This is a genomic window from Rhizobium leguminosarum, assembly GCF_019798305.1.
Lineage (GTDB): Bacteria > Pseudomonadota > Alphaproteobacteria > Rhizobiales > Rhizobiaceae > Rhizobium > Rhizobium leguminosarum_U.
In genome coordinates, this window is sequence record NZ_JAAXDD010000011.1 from 154,665 (window position 1) to 179,488 (window position 24,824).

At 60.7% G+C, this 24,824-nt stretch carries 28 protein-coding genes and 1 tRNA gene; 18 read left to right on the plus strand and 11 right to left on the minus strand.

The window, feature by feature from the left end; genetic code table 11:
• Window positions 1-45 precede the first annotated feature (45 nt).
• The 4 genes from secDF (at window position 46) to HFO99_RS20625 (ending at window position 4,378) form a co-directional block, all read left to right on the plus strand.
• A complete protein-coding gene (gene secDF, locus HFO99_RS20610; RefSeq protein WP_222363234.1) occupies window positions 46-2,586 on the plus strand; it encodes a protein translocase subunit SecDF in 2,541 nt (846 codons plus the stop codon).
• Window positions 2,587-2,590: 4 nt separating this feature from the next.
• Window positions 2,591-2,977: an Mth938-like domain-containing protein gene (locus HFO99_RS20615; protein WP_003539009.1), complete on the plus strand. Its 387-nt coding sequence runs from the start codon at window positions 2,591-2,593 to the stop codon at window positions 2,975-2,977.
• 2 nt (window positions 2,978-2,979) lie between these two features.
• Entirely contained in the window at window positions 2,980-3,837 is an 858-nt protein-coding gene (locus tag HFO99_RS20620; RefSeq protein ID WP_222363236.1) for a phytoene/squalene synthase family protein, read from the plus strand.
• 73 nt (window positions 3,838-3,910) lie between these two features.
• Window positions 3,911-4,378: a hypothetical protein gene (locus HFO99_RS20625; RefSeq protein ID WP_222252786.1), complete on the plus strand. Its 468-nt coding sequence runs from the start codon at window positions 3,911-3,913 to the stop codon at window positions 4,376-4,378.
• 49 nt (window positions 4,379-4,427) lie between these two features.
• Here the strand turns inward: HFO99_RS20625 and trmFO are convergent, their stop codons facing one another.
• The 3 genes from trmFO to HFO99_RS20640 form a co-directional block, all read right to left on the minus strand.
• The gene (trmFO, locus tag HFO99_RS20630; RefSeq protein WP_222363237.1) at window positions 4,428-5,861 is read right to left on the minus strand and encodes a methylenetetrahydrofolate--tRNA-(uracil(54)-C(5))-methyltransferase (FADH(2)-oxidizing) TrmFO; all 1,434 of its coding nucleotides are present in this window, start codon (window positions 5,859-5,861) and stop codon (window positions 4,428-4,430) included.
• 93 nt (window positions 5,862-5,954) lie between these two features.
• Window positions 5,955-6,098: a DUF1127 domain-containing protein gene (locus tag HFO99_RS33960; RefSeq protein WP_003539017.1), complete on the minus strand. Its 144-nt coding sequence runs from the start codon at window positions 6,096-6,098 to the stop codon at window positions 5,955-5,957.
• A gap of 294 nt (window positions 6,099-6,392) precedes the next feature.
• Window positions 6,393-6,539, minus strand: a complete 147-nt coding sequence (locus HFO99_RS20640; RefSeq protein WP_164009286.1) for a DUF1127 domain-containing protein — start codon at window positions 6,537-6,539, stop codon at window positions 6,393-6,395.
• Window positions 6,540-7,400: 861 nt separating this feature from the next.
• On the opposite strand from HFO99_RS20640, the gene HFO99_RS20645 reads away from it, so the two are divergent.
• The 5 genes from HFO99_RS20645 to HFO99_RS20665 all read left to right on the plus strand — a co-directional run bounded on the left by HFO99_RS20645 (window position 7,401) and on the right by HFO99_RS20665 (window position 11,610).
• Window positions 7,401-8,504 carry a DUF2157 domain-containing protein gene (locus tag HFO99_RS20645; RefSeq protein ID WP_222363239.1) on the plus strand — a complete coding sequence of 368 codons (1,104 nt, stop codon included), beginning with the start codon at window positions 7,401-7,403 and terminating at the stop codon, window positions 8,502-8,504.
• Window positions 8,501-9,091: a GDYXXLXY domain-containing protein gene (locus HFO99_RS20650; protein WP_222363241.1), complete on the plus strand. Its 591-nt coding sequence runs from the start codon at window positions 8,501-8,503 to the stop codon at window positions 9,089-9,091. Before HFO99_RS20645 ends, HFO99_RS20650 begins: the two co-directional genes overlap by 4 nt.
• A gap of 153 nt (window positions 9,092-9,244) precedes the next feature.
• A tRNA-Leu gene (locus HFO99_RS20655) sits at window positions 9,245-9,329 on the plus strand.
• A gap of 200 nt (window positions 9,330-9,529) precedes the next feature.
• On the plus strand, window positions 9,530-11,014 hold the full coding sequence (tig, locus tag HFO99_RS20660) for a trigger factor (protein ID WP_222363243.1): 1,485 nt from the start codon (window positions 9,530-9,532) through the stop codon (window positions 11,012-11,014).
• Window positions 11,015-11,190: 176 nt separating this feature from the next.
• The gene (locus HFO99_RS20665; protein ID WP_222363245.1) at window positions 11,191-11,610 is read left to right on the plus strand and encodes a nuclear transport factor 2 family protein; all 420 of its coding nucleotides are present in this window, start codon (window positions 11,191-11,193) and stop codon (window positions 11,608-11,610) included.
• A 245-nt stretch (window positions 11,611-11,855) separates the two neighbouring features.
• Here the strand turns inward: HFO99_RS20665 and HFO99_RS20670 are convergent, their stop codons facing one another.
• From HFO99_RS20670 to map, 5 genes are all read right to left on the minus strand, one after another.
• A complete protein-coding gene (locus HFO99_RS20670) occupies window positions 11,856-13,625 on the minus strand; it encodes a B12-binding domain-containing radical SAM protein (protein ID WP_222363247.1) in 1,770 nt (589 codons plus the stop codon).
• Between the two features lie 161 nt (window positions 13,626-13,786).
• Window positions 13,787-14,596 carry an endonuclease/exonuclease/phosphatase family protein gene (locus HFO99_RS20675; protein ID WP_222363249.1) on the minus strand — a complete coding sequence of 270 codons (810 nt, stop codon included), beginning with the start codon at window positions 14,594-14,596 and terminating at the stop codon, window positions 13,787-13,789.
• A 58-nt stretch (window positions 14,597-14,654) separates the two neighbouring features.
• Entirely contained in the window at window positions 14,655-16,061 is a 1,407-nt protein-coding gene (gene sthA / locus HFO99_RS20680; protein ID WP_222363251.1) for a Si-specific NAD(P)(+) transhydrogenase, read from the minus strand.
• 118 nt (window positions 16,062-16,179) lie between these two features.
• Window positions 16,180-17,007, minus strand: a complete 828-nt coding sequence (gene radC, locus HFO99_RS20685) for a RadC family protein (RefSeq protein WP_222335859.1) — start codon at window positions 17,005-17,007, stop codon at window positions 16,180-16,182.
• 7 nt (window positions 17,008-17,014) lie between these two features.
• The gene (gene map / locus HFO99_RS20690; protein ID WP_222363253.1) at window positions 17,015-17,851 is read right to left on the minus strand and encodes a type I methionyl aminopeptidase; all 837 of its coding nucleotides are present in this window, start codon (window positions 17,849-17,851) and stop codon (window positions 17,015-17,017) included.
• Between the two features lie 247 nt (window positions 17,852-18,098).
• Here map and HFO99_RS20695 point away from each other — a divergent pair, with 247 nt between their 5' ends.
• The 3 genes from HFO99_RS20695 (at window position 18,099) to HFO99_RS20705 (ending at window position 19,389) form a co-directional block, all read left to right on the plus strand.
• Entirely contained in the window at window positions 18,099-18,758 is a 660-nt protein-coding gene (locus tag HFO99_RS20695; protein WP_222302113.1) for a TetR/AcrR family transcriptional regulator, read from the plus strand.
• A 128-nt stretch (window positions 18,759-18,886) separates the two neighbouring features.
• The gene (locus HFO99_RS20700; RefSeq protein ID WP_222363255.1) at window positions 18,887-19,060 is read left to right on the plus strand and encodes a hypothetical protein; all 174 of its coding nucleotides are present in this window, start codon (window positions 18,887-18,889) and stop codon (window positions 19,058-19,060) included.
• Window positions 19,057-19,389: a DUF6105 family protein gene (locus tag HFO99_RS20705; protein WP_164576812.1), complete on the plus strand. Its 333-nt coding sequence runs from the start codon at window positions 19,057-19,059 to the stop codon at window positions 19,387-19,389. Before HFO99_RS20700 ends, HFO99_RS20705 begins: the two co-directional genes overlap by 4 nt.
• Here HFO99_RS20705 and ruvX read toward each other — a convergent pair.
• Window positions 19,326-19,820 carry a Holliday junction resolvase RuvX gene (ruvX, locus tag HFO99_RS20710; RefSeq protein ID WP_222363257.1) on the minus strand — a complete coding sequence of 165 codons (495 nt, stop codon included), beginning with the start codon at window positions 19,818-19,820 and terminating at the stop codon, window positions 19,326-19,328. The genes HFO99_RS20705 and ruvX overlap by 64 nt on opposite strands.
• Before the next feature lie 115 nt (window positions 19,821-19,935).
• Here ruvX and HFO99_RS20715 point away from each other — a divergent pair, with 115 nt between their 5' ends.
• The 5 genes from HFO99_RS20715 (at window position 19,936) to HFO99_RS20735 (ending at window position 23,324) form a co-directional block, all read left to right on the plus strand.
• On the plus strand, window positions 19,936-20,640 hold the full coding sequence (locus HFO99_RS20715) for a metal-dependent hydrolase (protein ID WP_011651680.1): 705 nt from the start codon (window positions 19,936-19,938) through the stop codon (window positions 20,638-20,640).
• 69 nt (window positions 20,641-20,709) lie between these two features.
• Window positions 20,710-20,997, plus strand: coding sequence for an Asp-tRNA(Asn)/Glu-tRNA(Gln) amidotransferase subunit GatC (gene gatC / locus HFO99_RS20720; protein WP_222252775.1), 288 nt, complete (start codon window positions 20,710-20,712; stop codon window positions 20,995-20,997).
• A gap of 57 nt (window positions 20,998-21,054) precedes the next feature.
• The gene (gatA, locus tag HFO99_RS20725; RefSeq protein ID WP_222363259.1) at window positions 21,055-22,536 is read left to right on the plus strand and encodes an Asp-tRNA(Asn)/Glu-tRNA(Gln) amidotransferase subunit GatA; all 1,482 of its coding nucleotides are present in this window, start codon (window positions 21,055-21,057) and stop codon (window positions 22,534-22,536) included.
• Window positions 22,527-23,027 (plus strand): GNAT family N-acetyltransferase, encoded by a 501-nt coding sequence (locus tag HFO99_RS20730; protein ID WP_222363268.1) that lies wholly within the window; start codon window positions 22,527-22,529, stop codon window positions 23,025-23,027. The genes gatA and HFO99_RS20730 overlap by 10 nt, the downstream gene beginning before the upstream one ends.
• Window positions 23,028-23,048: 21 nt before the next feature.
• Window positions 23,049-23,324, plus strand: a complete 276-nt coding sequence (locus tag HFO99_RS20735; protein WP_222363270.1) for a hypothetical protein — start codon at window positions 23,049-23,051, stop codon at window positions 23,322-23,324.
• 50 nt (window positions 23,325-23,374) lie between these two features.
• Here the strand turns inward: HFO99_RS20735 and HFO99_RS20740 are convergent, their stop codons facing one another.
• Window positions 23,375-23,632 carry a YjhX family toxin gene (locus HFO99_RS20740; RefSeq protein WP_222363272.1) on the minus strand — a complete coding sequence of 86 codons (258 nt, stop codon included), beginning with the start codon at window positions 23,630-23,632 and terminating at the stop codon, window positions 23,375-23,377.
• A 310-nt stretch (window positions 23,633-23,942) separates the two neighbouring features.
• Between HFO99_RS20740 and HFO99_RS20745 the strand changes: the two genes are divergently transcribed.
• The gene (locus HFO99_RS20745) at window positions 23,943-24,452 is read left to right on the plus strand and encodes a GNAT family N-acetyltransferase (RefSeq protein ID WP_222335850.1); all 510 of its coding nucleotides are present in this window, start codon (window positions 23,943-23,945) and stop codon (window positions 24,450-24,452) included.
• Between the two features lie 4 nt (window positions 24,453-24,456).
• Here the strand turns inward: HFO99_RS20745 and HFO99_RS20750 are convergent, their stop codons facing one another.
• Entirely contained in the window at window positions 24,457-24,768 is a 312-nt protein-coding gene (locus HFO99_RS20750; RefSeq protein ID WP_222363273.1) for a DUF1294 domain-containing protein, read from the minus strand.
• Between the last annotated feature and the right edge of the window lie 56 nt (window positions 24,769-24,824).

Sequence of the window (24,824 nt, forward strand, 5' to 3'; positions counted from 1 at the left end):
CAAGCGATAACGGCAGGACCGCCGGATCGGAAGATCGTCGAGAGAATGTTGCATTTTTCCCGCTGGAAAACACTTCTGATTTGGCTGGTCGCGTTTGCGGCCATCGTTGTCGCTGCGCCCAATCTGCTAACTGAGGCGCAGCGATCCTCCCTGCCGGACTGGTTGGGGCACGACCGCTTGACGCTCGGTCTCGACCTGCAGGGCGGCTCGCATATCGTTCTGAAGGTCGAGCGTTCCGATGTCGTCAAGGACCGCCTGGAGGAGCTGGTCGCCAATGTGCGGAATGCGCTGCGCGGTGCCAGCATCCGCTATACCGGGCTGACCGGCAATGACCAGACCGTCACCGTCCGCATCACCGATCCGGCCCAGACAAAGGCGGCGGTCGATCTCCTGAAGCCTTTGACGACGGCTGGTGGACATTCCGGATCTGAGGTCGCGCTGCAGCAGGGCGAGGAGGGGCAACTCTCACTGCAGATTTCCGACGCCGGCATTACCGCTGACGTCGCGTCCGCCCGGAGCCGGTCGCTCGATATCGTTGGCCGCCGCATCGCCGGATTCGGCTATGAAAATTTCCTCGTTCGCTCCGATGGCGCCGACCGCATCGTCCTGCAGGTGCTGGGATCGGTCGACGCCGAGCGGCTGAAGAACATCCTGAACCAGCCCGCCAAGCTTTCCTTTCATCTGATCGACGAAAGCATGTCGGGGCAGGAGGCGCTGAACGGCCGCTGGCCTGCAACGTCGCAAATCCTTTATTCCCTCGACGATCCGCCGGTTCCCTATCTCGTCGACCGCACGGCTTTCGTCACCGGCAGCAACATGGTCGATATCGAGCCCATCGTCGATCCGCAGACGCAGGAGACCTCGATTGCCTACCGTCTCGATGCGGAAGGCACGCAGCGGCTGGCGCAGGCGACGGAGCAGAATATCGGCAAGCACCTTGCCATCGTCTTCGACGACCAGGTGATGTCGTCACCGGTCATCGATGCGGCGATCACCGGCGGCGAGGGCCGGATTTCGGCAAACTTCTCCGAGGACGGCGTCCGCGATCTTGCGATCACGCTGCGGGCCGGCGCCTTGCCGGCGACGCTGACGAGCGTTGAGGAACGCAGCGTCAGCCCGAGATTCGGCGCCGATTCCATCTTCAACGGTCTCGTTGCTGGCATTGTCGCCGTCGTGCTGGTCGCAGCACTGATGATCGCCCTCTATCGTATTCTCGGCATCATCGCCGTCGTGTCGCTCTTCCTCAACCTGATCCTCATCGTCGCGGTGCTCAGTCTTGTCGGTGCGACGCTCACCTTGCCCGGGATTGCCGGCATCGTGCTGATCGTCGGCATGGCGGTCGATTCGAACGTACTGATCTACGAGCGCATCCGCGAAGAGGAAAAAACCACCCATTTCTTTGCGGAGGCCGTCGGCCGCGGTTTCTCGCGCGCATTTTCAACGATCGTCGACGCGAATGTGACGATCTTCATTGCCGCCATCATCCTCTTTTTCCTTGGCAGCGAATCCATCCGCGGTTTCGCGGTGACGCTGGCGGTCGGCATCCTGACGACCGTTTTCACGGCTTTCACGCTGACGCGCTCGATCGTTGCCGTCTGGCTGAGCGCGCGCCATCCCCGGCATCTGCCGAAGAGCGTCCTGACCCATCTTTTCGAGCATGCCAATATCCGCTTCATGGGAATCCGCCGCTATGTCTTTACGGCGTCGGCGGTCATCTCGCTGATCGCCATGGCCGCCTTTGCCACCGTCGGCCTGCATCTCGGCATCGATTTCACCGGCGGCTCGCTCATCGAGGTGACGGCGAAGCAGGGCAATGCCGACATCGCCGATCTCCACTCGCGCCTCAATGATCTCAATCTCGGCGACGTGGGCGTCGAGCGCACGGGCGGGCCGTCGAACGCGCGGATCCGCATCGCTTCCCAGGGCGGCGGCGAGAATGCCGAGCAGTCGGCGGCGACGCTGGTGCGCGGTGAGCTCCAGGAAGATTATGATTTTCGCCGTGTCGACGTCGTCGGCCCTGCCATCTCGGGCGAATTGACGATGATGGCGACGCTCGGCGTGCTTGCGGCACTTGCGGCGATCCTGATCTACATCTGGATCCGCTTCGAATGGCAATTCGCGGTCGGCGCCATCGTCGCAACGCTGCACGACGTCATCATCATGCTCGGTCTCTTCGTCCTCACCGGCATCGAGTTCAACCTGACGAGCATCGCCGCGGTGCTGACCATCGTCGGTTATTCCCTTAACGATACGGTCGTGGTCTACGACCGAATGCGCGAGAATCTCAAGCGATACAAGAAGATGCCGCTGCCGATCCTGATCGATGCCTCGATCAATCAGACGCTGTCACGCACCATTCTGACCGCGGCGACGACGCTGATCGCCTTGCTGGCGCTCTTTCTCTTCGGGGGCGAAGTCATCCGCTCCTTCACCTTTGCGATGCTCTTCGGCGTCGCTCTCGGTACCTTCTCTTCGATCTATATCGCCGCTCCTGTCTTGATCGTCTTCCGGCTGCGGCCGGAGGCTCCCGACGGGGAAGAGAGCAACAAGACGGATGCTGGTGTAAAATCCGGTACGGTGGTTTGAAAACATGGCAAAAGGCATAGAAATCCGCGCCGCGCATTTCCCCGGACGCGCCCCGATCGACGCTTACGGCAATGGCGGTTTTCGCTTTGCCGACATGTCGCATCGCGGCTCGATCCTTTGCCTGCCGTCCGGCATTCATGGCTGGGACATGGATATGTCGAAACCGCTGTCGCCTGAAAATTTCCGCCGAGTGCTTGATGAGGCGGCCGACATCGAGGTTCTGCTCGTCGGCACCGGAACCGAGCTTCGCCGTCTGCCCGAGGAATTGAGGCTGGCGCTGAAGTCGCGCGGCATTTCCTCCGATCCGATGAGCACCGGCGCAGCAGTGCGCACCTTCAATATCATGCTTGCCGAACAGCGCGCCGTCGCCGCGGCATTGATTGCGGTCTGACGATGACTGAAGCGCATATTGCGACGAACCAGGACATCTGCCTGGCGATGCTGCGTGACAGCGATCGCGACCGCTATCTCGCCTGTCTGCTGTCGCCGGAGGAAAAGCGCGGCGCGCTTGCAGCTCTTTATGCCTTCAATGCCGAGCTTGCCCGCATCCGTGATCTCGTGCATGAGCCGTTGCCCGGCGAGGTGCGGCTGCAATATTGGCACGATCTTCTGGAGGGCAGCGCGCATGGCTCGACAGCGGCCAATCCCATTGCCGCAGCCCTTCTGATCGCGATCGAAACCCACCGCCTGCCGCGTAAGACGCTGATCGACATGATCGAAGCCCGCACCTTCGATCTCTATGACGATCCGATGGAGACACGTCTTTCGCTTGAAGGCTATGCCGGTGAAACGGCATCGGCCCTGATCCAGCTCGCAAGCCTGGTACTTTCGCCGGAGCAAGCCGCACGCTCGGCCGACGCCGCCGGCCATGCCGGCGTCGCCCAGGCGGTCGCCGGACTGTTGTTGCTGATGCCGTTGCATCGTCGTCGCGGCCAGGTCTATATTCCGCTGCAGATCCTTTCCGCCACCGGTCTCGACCGCGATGCCTTCCTTGCCGGCAAAGACAGGCCACGCATCTCTGCCGCCATCGAGGCCTTCGCCGGTCTTGGTCGCGAACATCTGGTGAAGGCGAGGGCGGCGGGGCCGATTGCGCCGGCCGTCTTTCCAGCCTTCCTGCCGGCGACGCTTGCCGAACCAGTGCTCGTCAGGGCGCAGAAACGAGGCGCCTTGCTGTTCGACCGACCACTGCAGCCGCCGCAATGGAGCCGCCAGCTGCGAATGGGACTGGCAGCAACCCGCCGGAAAATCTAATATCGGTCAAATTCGCGCAAGTCTCGCGCGTTACAAGGCTTCCACCGCTACCCTTTGAACGGAGAGACTCGGCGTGGGCATTATCGTCTGGTGCGTTCTTTTCGCCATCGTCATTTTCATTGCTTTTGTGGCAACGCGCATGGCCGCGCAGAACAAGGAAGACGGCCTGCATGACACGGGCCTCGCCATCATCGAATTCGGCCGCGCCTTTCCGAACGAGGCGATCCGTCAGTTGCAGGCGACGGAGAACGGTCAGGCGGTCTTCGTGCGCCTGCATGACAACAAGGCGGGCTTCATGCGCAACATGTCGCGCCATTTCGCCTGCCATCTGATCGAGCCGGGTCGGGTGCGCGTCGTGGGCTCGGAAACGGGCCGGGGACTGGTGGTCGACTTCCTCGATGCACCTTATCACAACGGCGATTTCGAATTCGCTTCCGCCAAGGAAGCCTCGGAGGTCTCGCTCTGGCTGCTCGGCAATTATATCGCCGAGCCGGATAAAGACCTGCCGACCGGCAATATTTCGGCGGCCAACAATCAGTAATGCATGTCGCCAAAAATGTGCAGCGATGCGACGCGCTTGAAAACGTCGGTCAGGCGCTTTCGGCAAGCGTCGATTCTTGACCGAGCCAGGCGGCGCAATCTGTAAGTGCGCGCCGTGCGATCAACTGCCGCTTCATGATCGTCTTGTCCTTGCCGCGGAAGCGCTTGACGCCTTCGGGCCGGACGATCGAACCCGGCTGGAGCTCCGGAAACAGTCCAAAATTGATGTTCATCGGCTGGAACGATCGTTTGCCCGGCTCCTCGTCGGTGACGAGGTGCCCGCCGGTGATATGCCCGAGCAGCGAGCCGAGCGCGGTCGTCGGCGGCGGTAGCGAGATCGCCTCGCCCTTGCGTTCGGCGGCGGCGAAACGCCCGGCCAACAGCCCGACGCTGGCGCTTTCCACATAACCCTCACAGCCGGTGATCTGGCCGGCAAAACGCAGGCCGGGCCGCGATTTTAGCGTCAGTGACCGGTCGAGCAGGGTGGGGGAGTTGATATAGGTATTGCGGTGCAGGCCGCCGAGACGGGCAAATTCCGCACTTTCCAGACCAGGGATCATCCGGAAGATTTCTGCCTGCGTGCCATATTTTAGCTTCGTCTGAAAGCCGACCATGTTGTACAGCGTGCCGAGCGCATTGTCCTGCCGCAGTTGCACGACCGCATAGGCCTTGACTGTCGGATTATGCGCGTTCGTCAGCCCCATCGGCTTCATCGGTCCGTGGCGCAGTGTCTCGCGGCCGCGTTCGGCCATCACCTCGATCGGCAGGCAGCCGTCGAAATAAGGTGTGCCCTCCCATTCCTTGAAACCGACCGTGTCGCCTGATATCAGCGCGTCGACGAAGGCATTGTACTGCGCCTCGTCCATCGGGCAGTTGATGTAATCCTTGCCGGTGCCGCCGGGCCCGACCTTGTCGTAGCGCGACTGATACCAGCAGATATCCATGTCGATGCTCTCGCGGTAGACGATCGGCGCGATGGCGTCGAAAAAGGCTAGCGAATCCTCGCCGGTTTCCGCCTGGATGGCGCTCGCGAGCGACGGCGCCGTCAGCGGTCCGGTGGCAACGATGGCCAGGTCCCAGTCGTGAGGCGGCAGGCCGGTAATCTCTTCACGCACGACGGTGATCAGCGGGTGGTCATGGACCGCCCTGGTCACCGCCTCGGAGAAGCCGTCGCGATCGACGGCGAGCGCACCGCCGGCCGGTACCTGGCACCGATCGGCAGCGGCCATGATCAGCGAGCCCGCCATGCGCATCTCGGCATGAATGACGCCAACGGCATTGCTGGTCGCATCGTCGGAACGAAAGGAATTGGAGCAGACGAGTTCGGCAAGCCCGTCGGTCTTGTGCGCATCCGTGCCGCGCACCCCGCGCATTTCATGCAGGATGACCGGAACGCCGGAACTGGCGATCTGCCAGGCGGCTTCCGAACCGGCAAGCCCGCCGCCGACGACGTGGATGGGGGAATAGGAGGAGATCGTGTTCATTCCGGGCTGATACCATGTCGGCCGGTGCGATCCAACACCCCGGAATCAAAAACGGCGCCCTGGGGCGCCGTCTTGGAAGCAACGCGCCCGCTATTAGCGGAACGAGCGGGATGCGATATTCCGGATGTCGTAACGGCTGACGCCGATATCGGACAGGGTCTGGTTGGAAAGACCGCCAAGTTCGTTGAGCGTACGACGGTAGCTGAGCCAGCTTCTTGCAATGCGGATCGGGTTCATTGTCTTCTTCCTATGTCCGCGGGACGGCGGGATCGCCTGTCTCTCTGCGGTTGATGTTTATATAGGCGAGAACCGCCCGATTGTGCAGTGCAAATAAAAGGCGTCTGCCATGCAATTGTGCACTATGATGCTCGACAATTAGGCGGTGAATATTTTTTGAGCGGGCTAATCAAACGGGAAAACATGCAACCGCCGCGGCCACCACGTTCAGACAAAAGAAAACGCCCGCTGTGGGTACAGCGGGCGTCTCGATCGAGAACAATCGTGCTTGGGAGGAGCAGCGATCGCCTTGAATTAGCGGGAAGAAGCCTCACGGGCAACGCGATTGATGTCCGAACGGTCGATGCCGAGGTCATGCAATTCGCGGTTGGTCATGCGGCCGAGTTCCGTGACGGTCTGACGATACTTGCGCCAGTTATTGAAAGAGCGAGAGAAGTTCATATTAAGCCCCTTTCCGAGGGTTTCATCCGCCAGCAGCCACCGATCGGCGCTGACCTCTATTTGATCACCGGAATATATGTTGCGACGCGAAAGACTAAAACAGCCAAGTTTTCAGATCACCTATGCGAGACTTGCAATGCTCAAAGCGTATTTGACGCAGATTTACCGTTTTTTGGTCAACGAATAGGCAGAATGACTTTTGGGAAAGCAATTCGATTTGGAGAGGCGAATGCGGCCTCGTTGCGGAAAAACGCTACTCCCTCCGGCGGTTCCGCGTCCATCCGGTGCAAAGAGGCGTGCTGCTTCGGATCGGACGTCGCCCACCTCTTCGCAAGGCTGGTGGGGCGGCGTGACGGCAATGTGGCATGACGGCGCCATGCCACGAAAATCCTCTCACTGCCAAGGCTTTGGCTAAACAAAAACGCCCGCCGGGGGAGGATCCGGCGGGCGTGTTATGGTGACTGACAACTGGGAGGAGGAGTGTTGTCAGTCTATCGCAGCGCGCTGGGAGGAGGAGTGCGCAGCTGCGAATCTCGTCGCGGACAACGCATCCGCGGGCGTCCGGCTAATGCCGGGCCGGGGCGCCATCCCCGCGCTTCGATGCGTTGATCAATAGTATGACTAATGAGTATTGTGCAGTGCAATAAATTCATGGGGGATATGCGAAAACCGCATACCTTTCTCCGTTCATAGGTTATATTAGCGCTTATGACGTTAGCGGCCGGTTAACACTCGATACTATTTAGACCAATGAGGAACTTGTATATTTGTCGCAAGAGCGTTTGCGAACACCCGTGCTGCGTCTATAACGGCGTGAGCTGCAGCGCCGCAGTCGACGTTGCGGAAATCGAGGGGTTGAGCATGTATCGCGGCAGATTGGAGCGGGATCTCTCGCTCTGGGTGGGTAAGGGTCTGCTCGGGCAGGAAACGGCAGGTGCGCTTCTCGCCGAATATGACAGCCGGCCGGCAAGCTTCAGCCTCGGCCGGGTGCTGATGGCGCTGGCAGCGGTGCTGCTTGCCGCTGCCATCCTGCTGGTCATCGCCTCCAACTGGGAGGCCATCCCGCGCCTCGTCCGCGTCGGCGCCATCCTTGCCCTGATCTGGGTGGTGCATATCGCCGCTGCCCGGCTGCTTGCCCGCGGTGCGACGGCGGCGGCAGGCGGGTTGCTGGTCATCGGCGCGATGAGCTTCGGCGGCGCCATCTCGTTGGTCGGGCAGATGTATCATCTCTCCGGCGACGAACAGACGGTGATGTATCTCTGGTTCGCCATCGCGACGATCTCGGCGATCCTGTTCCGTTCGGGCGCAGTGGCCGTCGTCGCGGGCTTCCTCTCCTGGGCGTCCTTCGCCGTCTATCTTGAGAACCACGACACGCATTGGATAGGGTTCGATCCCTGGATGGCGCCTCTCATGGCGGTAATCCTCATCGGGTTGGTGCGTTTTACCGGCGCTGAGCGGGCCCGCCATCTCGCCTATCTGCTGCTGATCGGCTGGCTCGCCTGGCTCTATACTCTCTATGAGGAGATCGCCGTGGCGCTTGCCTTCGCGATCGGTGGCATGGCGGCCTTCGTGCTGACGGCGTTGCCGCTCCGGCCTATTGCCTCCTTGGTCAGGAGCGCCGGTGCGGCCCCGGCCTTCTACAGCTTCCTTGTGGCCGGGATCGGCTTGCTGCTGCTGCATATCGAGATCGAGGATGGCTGGCGGCTGGTGGTGCTCGGAGTGGCGACGCTTGCCGCTTCCGTGCTGGCGATCGCCCTGCATGGCAGGGATAACGGCGCCGTGCGATATCTCGCCTATACGACTTTCGCCGCCGAGATGCTCTATCTCGCCTCCGTCACCGTCGGCTCGATCCTTGGCACGTCGAGCCTCTTCCTTTTCTCCGGTCTCGTGGTGGCGCTTGTCGCCTGGATGGTCATCCGTCTCGAACGGCGGTTTTCGGCGAATGCACAGGGGGAGCGCGCATGAGCTCGTTCATGGCAAGGCTGCAATCCGGCAAGGGCTATCTGCTTTCGGCGATCATCGTCGCCGGTCTGCAGACCCTGATTCTCGGCACGATCATCCAGAGCCGGGCGTCGATCCTCAGCGACGGCGCCGAGGTGCTGCTGAAGACGGCGCCCGTCGATCCGCGCGATTTCCTGCGCGGTGATTATGTCGTCTTGAACTACGACATTTCCTCGGTGCCGGTGCAGACGGTTTCCGACGGCGTTCCGGCTGAGGCCGGCGAACGTGTGCTATGGGTCCGGTTGAAAAAGCAGGAGGACGGTTTCTGGACGGTGACCGAATCGTCCTTTCACGAACTGCCTCCGCAGCCGGAGACTGTGATCTTGCGCAGCCAGCCATTTTATAGCGGCGGACTTGCCGCCGACGACAGCATGCGTGTCGAATACGGCATCGAGCGCTACTACGTTCCTGAAGGCGAGGGCAAGCCGATCGAGGAGGCCCGCAACGACGGCAATGTCGCAATATCCGTGCGCGTCTCGCCAGCGGGAAGCGCACAGATCCGCAGCCTTCTCGTTGACGGCAAGCCGGTTTATGACGAGCCACTTTACTGATCCGGCCGCACTTCGGAGGAGGGCGGCTCCAGGGCCGCAAGTCCCCTGTCATTTGCCGTTCATTTTTCCTTTGCCTCGACCAAATCGGGTGATATAGAGACGCCGCGCTCCGGAAGGCCTCATGCGCAGGCATAGGCATGCGGTTTTGTGAACGCGGGTATGGTGAAATTGGTAGACACGCCAGATTTAGGTTCTGGTGCCGCAAGGCGTGGGAGTTCAAGTCTCTCTACCCGCACCAAGCTGTTTGCAGGCGGGAGACTGAAATCGGTTGGCTTAGGGCAGCCGAGAGTTGTCCCGAATAGCCCGCGAGTGCCGTTCCCCTGTGGGCGGAATGATACAGGAATTGGGAAAAGCCACGCGCGGCAGGATCGCCGGCGTCGTGCTCATCGAAACGAACGGCGTCTGGGCACGGCCGCCACGAAATGAAGGTAGGAAGACATGCAGGTTATCGAAACGCTCGCTGAAGGGCTGAAGCGCGAAATCAAGGTCGTTATCCCGGCCAAGGACATGCAAGACAAGATGAATGAGCGTCTTGCCGATGTGAAAGACAAGGTCCGCATCAACGGCTTCCGTCCGGGCAAGGTACCCGCTGCTCACCTCAAGAAGGTCTACGGCAAGTCGATCATGGCCGACCTCGTCAACGAGATCGTCCGCGAGCAGCCGGCCGCCATCCTGTCCAGCCGCGGCGAGAAGTCGGCCACGCAGCCGGAAATCGCCATGACGGAGGACAAGGACGAAGCCGACAAGATCCTCGCCGCCGAGCAGGATTTCGAATTCACGCTCTCCTACGAAGTGCTGCCGCCGATCGAACTGAAGTCGGTCAAGGGCATCAAGGTCACGCGCGAAGTCATCGACATCTCGGACGACGAAGTCAACGAGCAGGTCCTGAAGGTCGCCGAAAGCGCCCGCGCTTACGAGACCAAGACCGGTAAGGCCGCAAACGGCGACCGCATCACCATGGATTACGTCGGCAAGGTCGACGGCGAAGCCTTCGAAGGCGGCACCGACCAGGGCGCCGAACTGGTGCTCGGCTCCGGCCGCTTCATTCCGGGCTTCGAAGACCAGCTCGTCGGCGTCAAGGCCGGCGACGAGAAGACCATCACCGTGACCTTCCCGGCCGATTATCCGGCCAAGAATCTCGCCGGCAAGGAAGCGACCTTCGACGTGTCAGTCAAGGAAGTCGCCGCACCTGCCGACGTCGAGATCAACGACGAACTCGCCTCCAAGCTCGGCATCGAATCCGCCGACCGCCTGAAGGAAATCGTCCGTGGCCAGATCGAATCGCAGTACGGCTCGCTGACCCGCCAGAAGCTGAAGCGCCAGATCCTCGACCAGCTCGACGAGATGTACAAGTTCGAGACCCCGAACTCGCTCGTCGACGCCGAATATAACGGCATCTGGAGCCAGGTGAACAACGACCTCGCCCAGTCCGGCAAGACCTTCGAGGATGAAGACACGACCGAGGAGAAGGCTCGCGAGGAATACAAGACGCTCGCCGAGCGCCGTGTTCGACTCGGCCTCGTTCTCTCCGAAATCGGCGAAAAGGCCGGCGTCGAAGTCAGCGAAGACGAAATGCAGCGCGCCATCTACGATCAGCTGCGCCAGTATCCGGGCCAGGAAAAGCAGATCCTCGAATTCTTCCGCAGCCAGCCGGGTGCCGCCGCTTCGATCCGCGCGCCGATCTTCGAAGAGAAGGTCATCGATCACCTGCTGACCGAAATCGACGTTACTGACAAGAAGGTGACGAAGGAAGAGCTGCTCGCCGAGGAAGAAGGCGAAGCGAAGGCCGAGACCAAGAAGGCCGCGCCGAAGAAGAAGGCTGCCGCCAAGGCCGAGGCAGCTGACGCCGGTGAAGGCGAAGAAGCCGCGCCGAAGAAGAAGGCTGCTCCGAAGAAGAAGGCGGCTGACGAAAGCGCCGAATAATCGCTTTTCAGTTCAGAAGTTTGGAGGGGCCTCGCCATCGTGCGGGGCCTTTTTCTATTGTCCAGGTCAGTTCATTCTCGAACGCTACTCCATTGTGTTTATTCATCCTGAACAACAAAGAGTTGCATTGAAGTATAATTAGATGCAAAAATTCGCTGATGGGGGAGGACCTGAAAATGACTGCAAAGCATGACATGAAGAAGCTGGTGGAAGAAATCTATGCCGTGCGTGACCGCGGCGACGTCGAAGCTACGCTGGCGCTGATCGGCGAGGATTGCACCTTCCGCATCGTCGGCAATACACGGCTGGCGCCTATTTCGACTGAATCAAGCGGGCATGATTTTCGCCAAGCGATAGCGCAGCTTATCACAGTATGGGATCTATCGAAGATCAGGACAGGCATCTATGTGGACGAAGATGAGCAGATGGTCTTTGCCCACCGCGAAGGCGAGGTCAGGCACATCCCATCGGGCGTGAGCTTCCATACGGAATTCATCGACAAGATCCATTTCCGGAATGGGAAACTGGTCAAGATCGTCGAATTCGTCGACACGCTGCAAGTGGCCGAGACGGCCAAGATGATCCAAGTTGCTTAAACGGCCACCAAGGTCGGAGCCTTCGAAGCGTTGTCAAACTTGATTCAGGCGACGCGCTTTAGCGACATGCATTGGCCTAAGCATGTCGCGCAAAAGTGTACAGCGGTTTTGCGACAACGACATGCGTAAAACAAAGACTTAAAGCGCGAGGAGCGAATCTGAAAGATTGCGCCGCGCTTTAGAGTTTGATGCCGTCCATGTTTTCCGCCGCCAGGGCGGTCAGCTGCCGTTGCAAGAATTCCCGCTCAATGCGCTGTCAGTTGCGCCACTTTCCTGACATGGCTGACGGCTGCGGCGCCGCCGGCGGTCTGTGTGAAGAGGTGGAGAGTTTCCTCTTCGTCGTCGGCAACCGGCGTCAAAGCTTGATCCATATAGGTCTTCGACTTGGCATCCCTTGAAATCAGGAAGGCCGAAATCGTCAGGCCTATGATCGTGCCTGCGAGCGAAGCATGTTTTCTGAACGTTTCCCAGGCAAAGCGCGGCCAGAAGACCAGCGGATTCTCGCGCGGCAGGTCGGGGCGCCGCTCCGACGGCGTCTTCAGGCGCAGCAGGCCGCTTTGCAGCGGATGCACGTTTTCCAGCGGCACGGTGGTGGCGAAGGAGACCAGAACCTTGACGAGCCTTGCCAGCGGTACCCCGGTCGCCACGGCGCGGCGCAGCAGCGTCTTCATATGATCAGGCGAATAATAGAGCGACCAGGCCTCGTGGTAGATGTCTTCCCATTCCTGCTTGCTCATTTTGGGATGCGCGGTGCAGACGTGCTCGACATCGTAGATGTTGAGATCGGCATCCATCTCGATGCCCTTCTTCCACAGGACCTGATGGTCCTCAGAGCCGGGCAGCGGCGTCAGGATGAAGAATTCGATGACGTCGAGCGGCAGCTCTTCCTGGATGATCGCGATGTCGCGGCGGATCGATTCCGGCGTATCGGCCGGGAAGCCCAGGATATAACCGGCAAGCGTCATGATGCCCTGTGCCTTCCAGGCGAGCAGCATCTTGCGGTATTCGGTGATCTTGTTCTGGTTCTTCTTGGCGGCGGTCAGATTGTCCGGATTGACGTTCTCAAGGCCGATGAAGACGCGGGTGACGCCGGCGCGCCGGGATTTCTCGATGAAATTGGGGATCTTGTGGCAGAGCGTGTCGACCTGGATCATCAGGCCGAGTGGGATACCGTCCCGCTCCTTGAGTTCGATCAACCGGTCGAAGATCGATTCCCAATCCTTGTTGCGGGCGAAATTGTCGTCGGTGATGAAGAATTTGTGGATGCCCTGCGCCCAGTTCATCCGCACCAGCTTTTCGACGTCGTCGGCCGAACGGAAGCGCGACTTGCGTCCCTGCACGTTGATGATGGTGCAGAACGAGCACTGATAGGGACAGCCACGTCCGGCATCGAAGCTGGTGCTGAGCCCGAGCGTGCGCTGGATATTGTCCTTCGGCAGGAAGGGAACCGGCGTGCCGCCGATGCCGGGAAGGTCGTTCATGAAATTATAGAGCGGCTTCAGCTCGCCGGCGGCGGCATCGCGCAGCACCATGTCGAGCCGGCCCTCGGCTTCGCCGGCAAACATCGAGATGCCCATGTCGCGGCAGGCGTCGAGCCCGACGGCCTTGCCATCCAGCATCGACAGGCAACCGGAAACATGGAAGCCGCCGATCGAAACCGGCAGGCCGGCATCGCGGAAGGGACGGGCGATATCGAGAGCGCGCGGATACTGGTTGGTCTGGACGCCGACGAGCGCGATCATGCCGAAATTGTCGTGACGCTTGAACTGCGCCAGCAGTCCGGCGATATCGATCCGCGTATTGGTCTCGTCGATCACGGTGATGTCGATCGCCGTATCGTCGCCGAGCACCTTACGCTCGGCGCATTCGGCGGCGATGCCATAAAGAGCCGCCAGCGAATTGGAGGGGATCATCGCCCGCCACCAGCGGATGACGTAGCCGTCATCGTCATAATGCGACGGCTTGATCAGGATCAGCTGAAAACGTCTGCGCGCAGCTTCCAAGACATGGGACAAGACTATCTATCTTTCTCTAGAAGCTTTTGCCCGAAGGCAAAATGGCGTTGAAGGCATATATCAGGCACGGCGTATCAATGCCATTTATGAGGGTTCAAACTAAGGCGTAAAAAAAGGCACGGCGCGCAAACGCTTCGCGAAGTGTATCACTCCTCAATATACTACCCGATATCGAGCAGCAATGCGCGATGGTCGGAGACTTCGGGCGCCTCGACCACCTCGAATTTGGCAACCTTGACCCCCGGCGTCACCAGCATGTAGTCGGCAAAGCGGCCCTGCTTCAGATAGTAGGAGGTTCGCGTGTCTACAAGGCCGTTTCCGGTGACGAGATCGGAAAGCCCGAGTCTGGCGAGAATCGCAAAGGTCGCGCTGTCAGGCAACACGTTGAAATCGCCGCAGACGACGAGATTTTCGCCGCCGGGCCAGACGCGCTCGATGAGCCTGACCAACGCTGCGGCCTGCTCCTCGCGCGCTGCGGTATCGCCCTTGCCTGCGGGATCGCGCAAGCCATGCATGTGGGCGATCGTCACGGTAGAAGCATGCTCATGGCTGAAGAGGCGGATGCAATGGGCGTTTCGTGGTCGCGGATGTTCGCCCCAGCCATCGGCGGAAAAACGGCCGTGCACGAAATCCAGCCCTTCTGCGATGAGGGAATGCGTCTTGCGCACGAAGGTCGCCAGCCCGAATTCGGCGACAATCGCGGTATCGCCATCGAAAAGCTCGCCTCTCGAGGTCGGGCAAAAAAAGCCGTCGTGGCCGGGCAGGGCGGTGCTGATCTCAGTAAACAGATTGGCGCGCTGCGGCAGCTCCAGCCCCGCGTCCCGATAGATCGACCATCCGCCGCCCGTACCTGGCGCCCGCAGCACTTCCTGCAGGCACAGGACATCCGGATCGGCTTGCCTGACATAGCCGATCAAGGCCTCATGCAGCCTGCCGCCCCATGCGTTCAGCGAAATGATGCGCAATGTCATTCGGCTCCGTTTTGGCGGCCAGATTTAGACGACAGCTCCGCCGTCTACATGATGCGTTTTAAAGCTCCGACTTGATGTCGCCCATCCGGTTCCAGGCATCGAGCCCAGCGATCTTGTAGGCTTCGGCGAGCGTCGGATAGTTGAAGGTGTTCTCGACGAAATATTCGACCGTGCCTTTGAGGTTCAGCACCGCTTGGCCGATATGGACCAGCTCGGTGGCGCCTTCGCCGACGATATGCACGCCGAGCAGGCGGCGGGTCTTCAGCGAGAAGATCAGCTTCAAAAGCCCGGTGTCGAGTCCCATGATGTGACCGCGCGACGTCTCGCGGAAGCGGGCGATGCCGCATTCATAGGGAATGCCGCGCTCCTTCATCTCTTCTTCGGTCAGGCCGCAGGTCGAAATCTCCGGCACGGCATAGATGCCGTAGGGGAAATATTTCGGCGGCTCTTTGGCGACCGCGCCGACCGCGACGCGGGCAGCGATGCGGCCCTGTTCCATCGAGGTCGAGGCAAGGCTCGGAAAGCCGACGACGTCGCCGGCGGCATAGATGTTGGCAACCGATGTCTGGAAGGTTTCCGGATTGACCTTGAGACGGCCGCGGCTGTCGGCTTCGAGGCCTATAGCCTGAAGGTTCAACGCATCAGTCGCCCCCATGCGGCCGGCGGCGAAAAGCACCATGTCGGTTGTCAGGCGCCGGCCGCTGTCGAGCGTCAGTTCGACCTTGCCGCTTTCGAGCCTCTCCACCTTGTCGGCCTTCTGACCGAGCAGCAGCTTCATGTTGCGGTCGCGCAGCTGGTAGGTAAAATCCTCGATGATTTCCTTGTCGATGAAGTCGAGCATCGTCGCCTTCGGGTCGATGACGGTGACAGCCGTGTCGAGCGCGCTGAAGATCGTCGCATATTCGATTCCGATGACGCCGGCGCCGATGACGACCATCGATCGCGGCAGGTCCTGGATGTCGAGCAGTTCGTCGCTGTCGAGAACGGTCTTGCCGTCGAAGGGCATGTAATCGGGGCGGAACGGCTTTGTGCCAACGGCAAGCAGCACGCTGGCGGCGGTGACCTGCGTGGTCTCGCCGTCATCCTTGATCACCTGCAGCGTCGACGCATCGATGAAGCTCGCCTCGCCGCGGATATGTTGGACGCGGTTGCGGGCGAACTGGTGTTCCAGCACCTCGACCTCGTGGTTGAGCGTAATCAGCAGGCGGCGGCGCAGGTCATCTGCGCTGATCTCTTCCTTGACGCGGTAAGACCGGCCGTAGAAGCCGCGTTCGCGCCAGCCGGAAAGATTAAGCGCGGTCTCGCGCAGCGTTTTGGAAGGGATGGTGCCGGTATGCACGGACACGCCGCCGACGCGTTTGCCCTGCTCGATGACAAGCACTTTCTTGCCGAGTTTTGCCGCCTGGATCGCGCCGCGGCGCCCTGCGGGACCGCTGCCCACCACAACGAGATCGTACTGAAGCATCATCAAGCCCCGGATTGGAAAGGAATCATATTGCGACGCAAAATGTCGCCCGTCCATCGTTAGCCGGTCAATGTTACAGATTGTTTTACGACCGCCGATTCCGCCGGATCTGTGCCTTTCAGATCAGCTTCAGCCCCTTCAGGCTGACATGGCCGTCCTTGCCGATGATGACGTGGTCGTGGACGGTGATATCGAGCGCCTTGGCGGCATCGATGATCACCTTCGTCATGTCGATGTCGGCGCGCGATGGGGTCGGGTCGCCGGAGGGATGGTTGTGGACGAGGATCATCGCCGTTGCCGAAAGCTCGAGCGCGCGTTTGACCACCTCGCGCGGATAGACCGGCGTATGGTCGACCGTGCCGCGGCCCTGCACCTCATCGGCGATCAGCACATTGCGCTTGTCGAGGAAGAGGACGCGGAACTGTTCGCGGGTCTCGTGCGCCATGGCGGCATGGCAATACTGGATGACCGAAGACCACGAAGACAGGACCTGTTTGCTCCTGAGCTCGCTCTTCAGCGTCCGGTGGGCGACAGTCGAGATCAGCTTCAGGTCGAGCGCCACGGCCTCGCCGACGCCCTTGACTTCCATCAGCAGCGCCTGAGGCGCACCGAAAACGCCGGAGAGCGAGCCGAACCGTTCGATCAGCGCCTTGGCGATCGGTTTGGTGTCACGCCGCGGGATCAGCCGGAAAAGCAGCAGTTCGAGGATTTCGTAGTCAGCAAGCGCGGTGTCGCCGAGCTCGCGGAAGCGGTCACGCAATCGCTCGCGATGGCCGTGATAATGCTCTTGGCCTGCGAGCGAGGCGGGCAGGGCGGTCCCGGCATTCGGTGCGGACGGTTTTTGCGGCCGTCCGCCAAAGAACGAGCGTTCGTCGGCGGCAAGGGAATCTTGCGTTGGGAAAGGCAGCTCGTCGTCGGAAGATGTCGAAACCGGGCCCTTCGCCATCGGACCGTCACCCGATGTGTGACGGCAGGCCGGGACGGTCGAGCCCGCCAGGCGACAGCGTGAAGATCTCGCAGCCATCGGAGGTGACGCCGACGGTGTGTTCGTACTGCGCCGAAAGCGAGCGGTCGCGGGTGACCGCCGTCCAGCCGTCGGCCAGCACCTTCACATGCGGCCGGCCGAGGTTGATCATCGGCTCGATGGTGAAGATCATGCCTTCGCGCAGCTCCGGCCCCTCGTTCGCGCGGCCGTAATGCAGGATATTCGGCGAATCGTGGAACAGCCGGCCAACGCCATGGCCGCAGAAATCGCGCACCACCGAACAGCGTTCGGCTTCCGCATAGGTCTGGATCGCCTCGCCGATCGCGCCGGTGCGGGCGCCAGGCCTGACGGCGGCAATGCCGCGCATCAGCGATTCATAGGTGACTTCGAGCAGCCGCTCGGCAGCGCGCTTGACGACGCCGACGGGATACATCCGGCTGGAATCGCCGTGCCAGCCGTCGAGCACGAAGGTGACGTCGATATTGACGATATCGCCGTCACGCAGCGGCTTGTCGTTGGGAATGCCGTGGCAGACGACGTGGTTGATCGAGGTGCAGGTCGATTTGGTGTAGCCGCGATAGTTCAGCGTCGCCGGATAGGCGCCGTGATCCATGCCGAAATCGAAGACGAACCTGTCGATCTCATCGGTCAGCAGGCCGGGCTTGACGATGTCGGCAAGCGCATCGAGGCAGCGCGCGGTCAGCTGACATGCCCTGCGCATACCCTCGAATGCTTCAGCATCATAAAGCCGGATGGCGCCGGTATTCTTCGGGGGCGCGGTAGAGGCTTCGATATAGTTCACCATTGCAGGGCCTTAGCGGAGATTGTTAGATTTGTTCATAATGCAGCTATGCCGGGTTCGTCCATCACGATCAACCGCCAGAACGAGATTTCTGGACGGATCCGATCAGTCCAGCGTGCAGCTTTCCACATCCGTTCGACGGACAATCAACTGTCCGCTGGAATATCCACAATCTTCCCAAGGGGATAAGATTGATTGCTTGATGTCTCCTCGCTACTCACCGATTGGTGACAGCGGGGAAGGGTCGATCATGCTGAATGAAGCCGTAATTCTTGAAAATTCACCTGGGGCCGGCGGCGAGCCGGAACGGCGCGTGCGTGATCGCGGCGCCACCGAGCGCGCAATCCTGGCCGCCGCCAAGGGGCTGCTCGCCGAAGAAGGCTTCCAGAATTTCGGCATCAATGCGGTTGCCCGCCGCGCCGGTTGCGACAAGCAGCTAATCTATCGCTACTATGGCGGCCTCGACGGCTTGGTCGAGGCGATCGGCACCGATCTCGGCACATGGGTGAAGGATCGCATCCCGGAAGACGCCGGCGGCATGTTCCTGCTCACCTATGGCGACCTGATGGAGCGGCTGTCGCTTCTCCTCCTCGACGCCTTGAGAACCGATCCGCTGATGCGCCGCATCCTCGCCTGGGAAATATCGGAAAATACCGAACAGGTGAGGCGGTTGGCCGAAGCGCGTTCGAAGGCGCTCGCTCTCTGGCTCGAACGGATGCGCGGCTCGCTGGCGCCGCCGAAGGGCGTGGATGCGGCAGTCGTCAACGCCGTCGTCATCGCCGCGATCCAGCACCTTGTGCTGGCAGCCGCAGCCGGCGGGCAGTGCGCCGGCCTGTCGCTGAAGACATCCAAGGACTGGGAGAAGGCGGCACTAGCGCTGAAGCGCATCGTCCGCGGCGTTTACGGCTGATGCCTGCCTCATCCACAGGGGGCGGGGCTCGCATTAACCTTAACAAATGGTTTACGTTGCGGGGGCCTGGTTAACCCGACAGTGTGGCGGTGAGCAGAAATGTATGAGTAGAGCCCGAGTTGACGCCCATGGGAACCAAGATCGCTAAAGCCGCGTTTCTGGTGACGGCGATGATGTTTTTCGCAGTCCTGGCGCTGGATATCGCAATTCCGACGCTGGTGCTTTGCATCATGGCATCATCGACCTGGTTGGTCTCCCTCGATCTGCCCGTGGTGCGCAAGCATGGAGGAGAGGCCGCATGAAGTGGTTTCTGATCTTCTGGGCCGGCCCCATCGTCTTTCTGGGCGGATGGTACTGGCTCTCCTATTATGACATGAGTTTCGGCATCTTCATGTTCACGCGGCAGGTCCATGACCTGACGTTCGAGCTATACGGGAAGGCGCTCGGCATTCCGCCGGAGTCTATCCCGCCCCTCGTTGCCCGCGCAATCGCGGTCGACAGCCTCGTCGTCTTCGCCATCCTGGCCTTCCGGAAGCGCAAGTCGATCATCGCCTGGTGGAAAGCGCGTCAGGCGCTGAATTCGTCTCCATCAGATCTTGCCAGCAAGGAAAGCCTGTCGAGCGCGCCCTGAAGGATGAAGCTTGCGGCGGCCGAATCGATCCGTTCGGCCCGCTTGGCGCGCGAGACGTCCATTTCGATCAACGTCCGTTCGGCCGCAACCGTCGAAAGCCGCTCGTCCCAATAGACGAAGGGTAGCGCCGTCTTCTGCTCCATATTACGCACGAAGGCGCGTGTCGCCTGCACGCGCGGACCTGCTGATCCATCCATGTTCATCGGTAGGCCGATGATAAAGCCGGCGACCTTTTCCGCTATCGCGAAGTCGAGCAGCGCCTGGGCATCGATGGTGAACTTGACGCGGCGGATCACCGTGCGCGGCGTGGCGAAGCGCCGTCCGAGATCGGACATCGAAAGCCCGATCGTCTTGGTGCCGAGATCCAGGCCGGCAATCGCCTGTCGCGGGGCAAGCGTCTCGGCCATTTCCTCGATCGTCAGCACCGTCATCGCCGTTTCATCCCGTCAAAACAAATTGAAGTCGCCGCCGCTTTTCTTTGCGGCCGCATAAGATATGTCCTTAGCATCTAAACTAGCTTTGCATCACGTAATAAGGAGACATTTCATGAAGATCACCTGGCTCGGCCATTCCGCCTTCCGCATCGAGACATCAAAGGCGAAGATCCTGCTCGACCCATTCCTCAGCTATAATGCCTCCTTTTCCGGCCAGGATATCAAGGATGTTTCTGCAGGCATCACTCACATCCTGTTGACGCACGGCCATGGCGATCATGTCGGTGATACCGTGGCACTCGCCAAGGAAACCGGCGCCGTCGTTCTCGCCAATGCCGATCTCGCCGCCTGGCTCGGCTCCAAGGGCGTCGACAAGATCGAGATGGGCAATACCGGTGGCACGATCGCGCTCGGCAGCTTCTCGGCGACCTTCACCAATGCGCTGCACTCTTCCGCCCAGATCACCGAGGACGGCGTCTCGCACGCGCTCGGCAACGCCAACGGCCTGATGCTGCATTTCGACGACGAAGCCTCGATCCTTGCCATGGGCGATACCGACATCTTCTCCGACATGGCGCTGATCAACGAATTGCACCAGCCTGATATCGGCTTCGTGCCGGTCGGCGACCGCTTTACCATGGGCGGCGCGGTGGCAGCCCTTGCCTGCCGGCGCTATTTCAACTTCAAGACCGCGATCCCCTGCCACTACGGCACCTTCCCGATCATCGACCAGACGGCGGAAAAATTCGTTGCCGGCATGGATGGATCGAAGACGGATGTGAAGGCGATCAGGCCTTCCGAGAGCCTGTCGATCTGACGAAACCCCGTTGCGTCAGGCGGACATGGCCTTTATAGCGGGTAGGAAAAATCCTATCCGGAGAATGCCATGTCCGTCGATCTTGCCACCGTGAAGCGCGTCGCCCGCCTTGCCCGTATTGCCGTCTCCGACGACGAGGCAAATCGCATGGTCGGCGAGCTGAACGGCATCCTCGGCTTCGTCGAGCAACTCTCCGAAGTGAATGTCGACGGCGTCGAGGCGATGACCTCGGTGACCCCGATGGCGATGAAGAAGCGCACTGACGCGGTGACCGACGGCAGCAAGGCAGCCGATATCGTTGCCAATGCGCCCGTCACCGACCACAATTTTTTCCTGGTGCCGAAAGTCGTCGAATAAGGCTTCGAAGCCTCTTTCCGACCCTGTTGCCATTTCCAGATCTGAAGCGAAAACACGATGAGCGAACTCACCAGCCTGACCATTGCCGAAGCCCGCCAGAAGCTGCGCGGCAAGGAGATCACCGCGATCGAACTGACCGAAGCCTATATTTCGGCGATCGATGCGGCCAATGATCGGCTGAATGCCTATATCAAGATCACGCCGGATCTCGCCCGCGTCATGGCGAAGAACTCCGACGCGCGCATCGCCGCCGGCAAGGCCGGTGACCTCGAAGGCATTCCGCTCGGCATCAAGGATCTTTTCGCCACCGTCGGTGTCCACACCCAGGCCTGCAGCCGTATACTCGACGGTTTCGAGCCGCGTTATGAATCGACGGTCACGCAGAACCTCTGGGATGACGGCGCCGTCATGCTCGGCAAGCTCAACATGGACGAATTCGCCATGGGCTCGTCGAATGAAACATCCTATTACGGCCCAGTGATCAATCCCTGGCGCGCCGCAGGCTCCAACCAGCAGCTCGTGCCCGGCGGCTCGTCGGGCGGTTCGGCCGCAGCGGTCGCCGCGCATCTTTGCGCCGGCGCGACCGCGACCGATACCGGCGGCTCGATCCGCCAGCCGGCCGCCTTCACCGGCACCGTCGGCATCAAGCCGACCTATGGCCGTTGCTCGCGCTGGGGCACCGTCGCCTTCGCCTCTTCGCTCGACCAGGCAGGCCCGATCGCCCGCGACGTGCGCGATGCCGCGATCCTTTTGAAGTCGATGGCAAGCGTCGACGCAAAGGACACGACATCGGTGGATCTACCGGTGCCGGATTACGAAGCAGCTCTCGGCCAGTCGCTGAAGGGCATGAAGATCGGCATTCCGAACGAATATCGTGTCGACGGCATGCCGGATGAGATCGAGACCCTCTGGCGCCAGGGCATCGCCTGGCTGAAGGATGCCGGCGCCGAGATCGTCGACATCTCGCTGCCGCACACCAAATACGCCCTTCCGGCCTATTACATCGTCGCTCCCGCAGAGGCATCCTCGAACCTCGCGCGTTACGACGGCGTGCGCTACGGCCTGCGCGTCGACGGCAAGGATATCGTCGACATGTACGAGAAGACGCGTGCCGCGGGCTTCGGCAAGGAAGTCAAGCGCCGCATCATGATCGGCACCTATGTGCTGTCGGCCGGCTATTACGATGCCTATTACATCCGCGCCCAGAAGGTGCGCACGCTGATCAAGCGCGATTTCGAACTCGCCTTCGACGCCGGCGTCGATGCTATCCTGACGCCGGCAACGCCGTCGTCTGCCTTTGGCGTTGCCGATGAGAACCTCGCCGCCGATCCGGTGAAGATGTATCTGAACGACATCTTCACTGTGACGGTCAACATGGCGGGCCTGCCGGGCATCGCCGTGCCGGCGGGCCTTGACCATAAGGGACTGCCCCTCGGCCTGCAGCTGATCGGCAAGCCCTTCGACGAGGAAACCCTCTTCAAGACCGCTCATGTCATCGAGCAGGCAGCCGGCCGGTTTACGCCGGCCAAGTGGTGGTAACGGATCTAACGATCCGAAGAATAGCGGCTGCCGACCACGAAGCGGTCGGCGCCGTCGGCTTTGCCGCTTGGGCCGCCAGCGATGCCTTCGAGGTCAGCTATCTTGATCCCGATGTGATCGCCAGGGTGCGGCATGAGTTCATCATCTTTCCTGAGGAAACGAAAGGTGAGATCTTCGTTCCCGAACGGGACGAGACGATCGTCGGCTGGGGCGCGCGTGAAAATCAATCGAACTATGTGTCCGACCTCTGGGTGCATCCCGATCACCACGGCAACGGCGTCGGCCGGGCTCTCTTGCTTCATTTGTGCGAGTTGATGGCTGCAGAGGGGCTGGCGACGGCCAGGCTCGACACGCACGCCGGGAATAAGGGCGCAATCCGGCTCTACGAACGTTGCGGCTTCACCATCATCTGGCGTGGCCGCGAATTTTCCAAGAGCATGGGTGTCGAACTTGAAAAAGTCCATCTGGAGAAACGGTTGGCTGGCCAATAGCAGGAACCAAGAGGGGGTCTTATGGCGAACAGTGATCTTGCGCAATTGATCGAGGCAGTTGATCGCCTCGCTGCCAGCGGTTTCACCATGGGCGCGGATTGGCAGGCGGTCCACGACATCTGCCAGCGCCACGAAGGCGAACAGCCGTTCGACTGGGGGCACGCCCTTTGCCATCGCATCGAGGGCGATGACTGGAACGCCGACTACTGGTATCGCCGCGCCGGCAAGGCGCGCGGCACGGGCACGATGGCTGACGAGTGGTCGGCGATGCGGGCGGAACTCTCTGCAAAGGCTTGAGGCGATACTCCCGATCGCGCCCGTTCGAGACGCGATCGGGAGGGCCGCTATTACCTGTTGTTCAGCTGCGACCTGACCAACCTCAGCCCTCTTTCGGTGATCCGGTAGGGGTGGCCGCCTGAGGACTTGATTGCCTTCAGTCGCTTCAGCCTGCGGAAGAGATCGAGGTCGACGCCGGGATAGAGCCAGCCGTCGCGGGTGAAGCAGCTGACCGCCTTGATCTTCCTGTCGTCGTCGCGGGTAATTTCAATGCGGCCGCCTTGGGCCATGAGATGCAGGATGCGCTGCTCCGTGCGAGAAATGTCCATGTGTTGAGATCCGGTATCGCGCCCGGCAGGGCGCACAAAAACGATCTGGCGCTCATTCGAACGTCAGGGCTTCGTTTTTTTCGGGCCATGCGCGCAAGAAAACTTGCGGGCAGGGCCTTTACCGGGTCTGAGGCAGGCTCAACATAAAACACCTCGATAAGACCTATTATTCAGCCCGGAAAATTCGGTCAAGAGCGTACTTGCCTCTCAAAAACCAGTCGAAAACCGCGGTTTCTGTCGATCATCCCGTTGAGCTACTGGTAAAATTCGCGACTCAATGGTCTAGTTGCGGGGTAACGCGGAGGTGTCGTTGATCCACATTCGCAATGCCCGCGACGGTGAAGCGGAGCTACTAAGCGAGATCGGGCTGAGGGCCTGGCAAAAGGCGATGGCGTCGATCGGCGAATCGGACGCGATGACCGACGCGGCGCGCAACGCCTTCCGGAACTTCGTGGAAAACGACTGGCTGACCATCACCGTCGTCGAGCAGAACGGCCAGGTCGCAGGCTGGGCGGCGCGCGAGGGATTGGACGAAACCATCTCGGATTTCTGGATCGATCCCGTCTTCACCCGCCAGGGCCTTGGTTCGGCCCTTCTCGTCCGCATCGAAAAGGAGATCGCCGATCAGGGCCTCGAGAAGGCGGCGATGCAGACCCATTCCGGCAATAGCGAGGCGATTGGCTTCTTCCGGAAGCACGGCTACAGCATCCATTGGCTCTCGGTCGCTTACAATCCGAAGCTTGATCGCGACGTGCCCTCCGTTGGACTGACGAAACAGCTCGTTTCGGATAGCCAAGGCGAATATGGGCAGGAATTCTGATGCTTCAAAAATCCTGAAGAAGCAGAAAGCTCCATTGCGGCACGAAGGCCAGCACAGCAATCAGTGCGCCATGCAAGATCAGGATCGCCGCCAGGATTGACCGGAACGGCTCCTTTCTCGTCTTGTGCCGCAACAGATGTTGTGCCGCCAGTGCGCCAAGGCTGCCGCCGATCAGCGCAAGCACGAGAAGCGTGCGCTCGCTGATGCGCCGCCTGCCGTGGCGCGACGCCTGCTTATCCATGAAATAGATCGAGAATACCAAAAGGTTCAGCGCCAGAAACAGCAAGGCCCATTTTATAATATCGGTCATCGTCATAGGGGAACCCTACCGCGGCTCCGTTAATGGACGGCAAAGCCGCGATGCGCGCCATA

Coding starts and splice junctions, on each gene's coding strand:
- secDF (WP_222363234.1), top strand. CDS start 46: ATGTTGCATTTTTCCCGCTGGAAAACACTTCTGATTTGGCTGGTCGCG.
- HFO99_RS20615 (WP_003539009.1), top strand. CDS start 2,591: ATGGCAAAAGGCATAGAAATCCGCGCCGCGCATTTCCCCGGACGCGCC.
- HFO99_RS20620 (WP_222363236.1), top strand. CDS start 2,980: ATGACTGAAGCGCATATTGCGACGAACCAGGACATCTGCCTGGCGATG.
- trmFO (WP_222363237.1), bottom strand. CDS start 5,861: ATGAACACGATCTCCTCCTATTCCCCCATCCACGTCGTCGGCGGCGGG.
- HFO99_RS33960 (WP_003539017.1), bottom strand. CDS start 6,098: ATGAACCCGATCCGCATTGCAAGAAGCTGGCTCAGCTACCGTCGTACG.
- HFO99_RS20640 (WP_164009286.1), bottom strand. CDS start 6,539: ATGAACTTCTCTCGCTCTTTCAATAACTGGCGCAAGTATCGTCAGACC.
- HFO99_RS20645 (WP_222363239.1), top strand. CDS start 7,401: ATGTATCGCGGCAGATTGGAGCGGGATCTCTCGCTCTGGGTGGGTAAG.
- HFO99_RS20650 (WP_222363241.1), top strand. CDS start 8,501: ATGAGCTCGTTCATGGCAAGGCTGCAATCCGGCAAGGGCTATCTGCTT.
- tig (WP_222363243.1), top strand. CDS start 9,530: ATGCAGGTTATCGAAACGCTCGCTGAAGGGCTGAAGCGCGAAATCAAG.
- HFO99_RS20665 (WP_222363245.1), top strand. CDS start 11,191: ATGACTGCAAAGCATGACATGAAGAAGCTGGTGGAAGAAATCTATGCC.
- HFO99_RS20675 (WP_222363249.1), bottom strand. CDS start 14,596: ATGACATTGCGCATCATTTCGCTGAACGCATGGGGCGGCAGGCTGCAT.
- sthA (WP_222363251.1), bottom strand. CDS start 16,061: ATGCTTCAGTACGATCTCGTTGTGGTGGGCAGCGGTCCCGCAGGGCGC.
- radC (WP_222335859.1), bottom strand. CDS start 17,007: ATGGCGAAGGGCCCGGTTTCGACATCTTCCGACGACGAGCTGCCTTTC.
- map (WP_222363253.1), bottom strand. CDS start 17,851: ATGGTGAACTATATCGAAGCCTCTACCGCGCCCCCGAAGAATACCGGC.
- HFO99_RS20695 (WP_222302113.1), top strand. CDS start 18,099: ATGCTGAATGAAGCCGTAATTCTTGAAAATTCACCTGGGGCCGGCGGC.
- HFO99_RS20700 (WP_222363255.1), top strand. CDS start 18,887: ATGGGAACCAAGATCGCTAAAGCCGCGTTTCTGGTGACGGCGATGATG.
- HFO99_RS20705 (WP_164576812.1), top strand. CDS start 19,057: ATGAAGTGGTTTCTGATCTTCTGGGCCGGCCCCATCGTCTTTCTGGGC.
- ruvX (WP_222363257.1), bottom strand. CDS start 19,820: ATGACGGTGCTGACGATCGAGGAAATGGCCGAGACGCTTGCCCCGCGA.
- HFO99_RS20715 (WP_011651680.1), top strand. CDS start 19,936: ATGAAGATCACCTGGCTCGGCCATTCCGCCTTCCGCATCGAGACATCA.
- gatC (WP_222252775.1), top strand. CDS start 20,710: ATGTCCGTCGATCTTGCCACCGTGAAGCGCGTCGCCCGCCTTGCCCGT.
- gatA (WP_222363259.1), top strand. CDS start 21,055: ATGAGCGAACTCACCAGCCTGACCATTGCCGAAGCCCGCCAGAAGCTG.
- HFO99_RS20735 (WP_222363270.1), top strand. CDS start 23,049: ATGGCGAACAGTGATCTTGCGCAATTGATCGAGGCAGTTGATCGCCTC.
- HFO99_RS20740 (WP_222363272.1), bottom strand. CDS start 23,632: ATGGACATTTCTCGCACGGAGCAGCGCATCCTGCATCTCATGGCCCAA.
- HFO99_RS20750 (WP_222363273.1), bottom strand. CDS start 24,768: ATGACGATGACCGATATTATAAAATGGGCCTTGCTGTTTCTGGCGCTG.